Genomic DNA, 2,938 nt, shown 5'->3' with positions numbered 1-2,938 from the left:
TGTTATAACTTCATCACTGACTTCGACGATTCAACCATTTGAACAGACTATTTAGCACTGAATAGTACTGCTTATTCAGGCTGTCACTGTTGTCCTTAAAGCCAAAGTAATTTCGCTAACCTATCAGCTTTCATGCTAGCGGGACTGCTGGCGTTGCCGASCCCACAGCCAGCAACCACATCACGCACCAAAGCCCAGAGCTTTTGCCCTTGCTGTAAGCATCCRATRTATTTTTCGGGGATCTTACGGCCCAAATAACATRYAACCAATAATAAGGRTAATGGCGACCACTTTTAACCAGAAGGAGAACTAAAGCCTAACATTCAATGCGTTAAAATCATTGGCTCACGCCAAGGCCGACACGCGCATCCATATCGTCACTTCGCCTTGATCACCTTCCACCCCATTCGCAATATTTACTTATATAAGGAGGCTTGGACTTCTTCAACACTTCGGTTAGGTGCTGGCTGCGCAGCACATAACCTTATTTGTTATGAGGAGTTATCGCGCTCCAATTCCTGAAGCTGATTCAATGCAAACCGTCCCCTTTCCGACACCGCAGAGGATTGATCTAATGCAAATTTTTCTGCTAATACCTTAGCGTAGACTCCAACCCCTTCTAGATCTCGAATCAAAACCTCTGCTGATACCCTCCTTACAACAGATGACCGGTCTTCAGCAGAGCATTTTAGCAATTCCAATATTGGAACTTTGGTATCTAACTTGCGTTCAGACACGATGGGCGTCATTCTTCCCTCGCAATAACGGATATCAGTCCATTTCCATTTACGGCCCCCTATCCAAGCTATACGCCTTTCAAGCAGGCTTCGGTACGCTTTGGCTCGAACAGCGGGTTGTACGGCTAGATTTGCAATTTCTGGTAAATAATCATCAAGAATATTTGTGCGTCCAAGCTGAGAAAACAATGAAGGCATAGGTCCTGCACTTGATGAAATCAGCCTAGACCTCATTGAGTTCGCAATGTCTTTCTGCGATATGATTTGTAAAAGAATTTTCTTGTCTGCATCTTCAATCCTGCCCCAAGAATTCCAATTTGAAAGGGCAGTTAGCAAGGCCTCGACTACGAAATCCGGTGCTGTCGCTTTTGCTAACTCCGTCAATGTATCTCTCGCAGCTTCACGTACTTGTGGAACCCAATCATTAAGTCGACGCACCGCAAGAGAAAAGAAGAACGCATTGGGGGCAGCTCCTGACAAAGTTCGTAGAGCTTTTTCTCTCTTGTAGCCATCCCAACTAATCAAATCTAGCCAAGTTAACAATTCTTTAGGCTTAGACCAAAACTTCCATTTGGGAGGCTCAAGTTCTCTTAGTGCAAGGGAGAATTCAGATCGAATAATTCGCTCCCAATAATCAAAACTTGTAAGTGGCAGTTGGGAAGTCGCATCAATCAACGAGGACATATCAGCAACGACTTTACTCCCCGAATTTATCGAGCATGCAAAGTCCTTGACTGCTTTTACTACTTTATCTTCCACAATCTGAGATTGCTGCATACTCTAAACTCCTCATATCGCCGGGCATAATGTGCGCCACGACTAACCCACCAAGCGCACCAAACTCCATACCAAAACCGCCGAGTGTAACGCATCACCTTAATTGCTTGTTAAACATTTATTTCGTAATAGGTTCAAAGTCAGTCCACTTACGTAATCCTATGACGGAACAAACTAATAGCCCCAGAAATACCATTGGAGCCTCTACATCAGAAGGACTATTGGGTTGAGATATCCAAAGTGAAACAGATGTGGTTATAATTGAAATCGTAGAAAATGACAGAAAAAACAGACATATAAATTTAGTAACGCGTTGAGAATTAAACACCTTATGAAAGCCGATTGGAATCAGTAACATAATAAAGCCAATTAAAAATACTTTAAACGCTGACCACATAAACGCAAACAACGTAAATTCACCAACAATTTCATACTGCTTGCAAACAAACACAGCAATAACAGAAACAACAGTAATTGCTTGTGCACTTTTGTTTGTTAACGGCAAGCGCTCAAGCCAGTCCACTACCTTATATAACCGTTTAGACCTTGAGATATATTTAATTTGTGCAAAATGTATAAAGGCACTAGCACTGGCTATCGAAAAGATTGCTGAAAATGTCATTTTAATCAGTGTTTCAGAATCAGTAACTTTCTCGCCATTAATAGTTACAAACGAAACATCTGAGAAAAGTGATGCAAATGAAGAAACAAGAACTATTAGGGCTAAGATAATAACTACCCCAAAGAAGCATTTTAACGAACTTACCATTATTTCCTTTACCGTATAACATATGTGAGCGCGCAACTGTATGCCTTTCACACTTGATGAATAACAAATTGATAATAAAGGATTTTACTCGTTAATTAATAAAATGAGAAGATACTTATTTTCGTTAGCTTACACTCACAGCATCATCATAACGTTATCGTGGTAGAGCAGCCAGTTACCTGACGGCCCCCACTCAGATCCGGACGTGCGGAACTACCGCATCCGGCTCCTCAATCATATATATGCCCGTGTGGGCAACAACATACCTAAAACCAAGTGATCGCCACTTGATATGTAAACCGACTTATCACCTGCATCGGCGTTATCCCGTTATAAGCCAACATTTGCAGYAAGCCTTCCCTGTTATAACTTCATCACTGACTTCGACGATTCAACCATTTGAACAGACTRTTTAGCACTGAATAGTACTGCTTATTCAGGCTGTCACTGTTGTCCTTAAAGCCAAAGTAATTTCGCTAACCTATCAGCTTTCATGCTAGCGGGACTGCTGGCGTTGCCGAGCCCACAGCCAGCAACCACATCACGCACCAAAGCCCAGAGCTTTTGCCCTTGCTGTAAGCATCCAATATATTTTTCGGGGATCTTACGGCCCAAATAACATAAAATAACATACAACCAATAATAAGGGTAATGG

General features: G+C 42.1%; 3 protein-coding genes. All 3 read right to left on the bottom strand.

Features of this window, described 5'->3' with window-relative positions:
• Positions 1–491: 491 nt before the first annotated feature.
• Entirely contained in the window at positions 492–1,514 is a 1,023-nt protein-coding gene (locus L4D12_RS25225; RefSeq protein ID WP_428450564.1) for a hypothetical protein, read from the bottom strand.
• A 118-nt stretch (positions 1,515–1,632) separates the two neighbouring features.
• Positions 1,633–2,283: a hypothetical protein gene (locus L4D12_RS25220; protein WP_428450563.1), complete on the bottom strand. Its 651-nt coding sequence runs from the start codon at positions 2,281–2,283 to the stop codon at positions 1,633–1,635.
• 456 nt (positions 2,284–2,739) lie between these two features.
• Positions 2,740–2,938: hypothetical protein (locus L4D12_RS25215; RefSeq protein WP_428450562.1), on the bottom strand; the 199-nt coding region annotated here is incomplete at its 5' end.

This window comes from Photobacterium nomapromontoriensis, from assembly GCF_050336815.1.
GTDB classification, from domain to species: domain Bacteria; phylum Pseudomonadota; class Gammaproteobacteria; order Enterobacterales; family Vibrionaceae; genus Photobacterium; species Photobacterium nomapromontoriensis.
This window is presented reverse-complemented; position numbering and strand designations above follow the sequence as displayed.

Bases quoted from the DNA above. Each gene is read 5' to 3' on its own strand.
- L4D12_RS25220 (WP_428450563.1), bottom strand. From the start codon at position 2,283: ATGGTAAGTTCGTTAAAATGCTTCTTTGGGGTAGTTATTATCTTAGCC.
- L4D12_RS25225 (WP_428450564.1), bottom strand. From the start codon at position 1,514: ATGCAGCAATCTCAGATTGTGGAAGATAAAGTAGTAAAAGCAGTCAAG.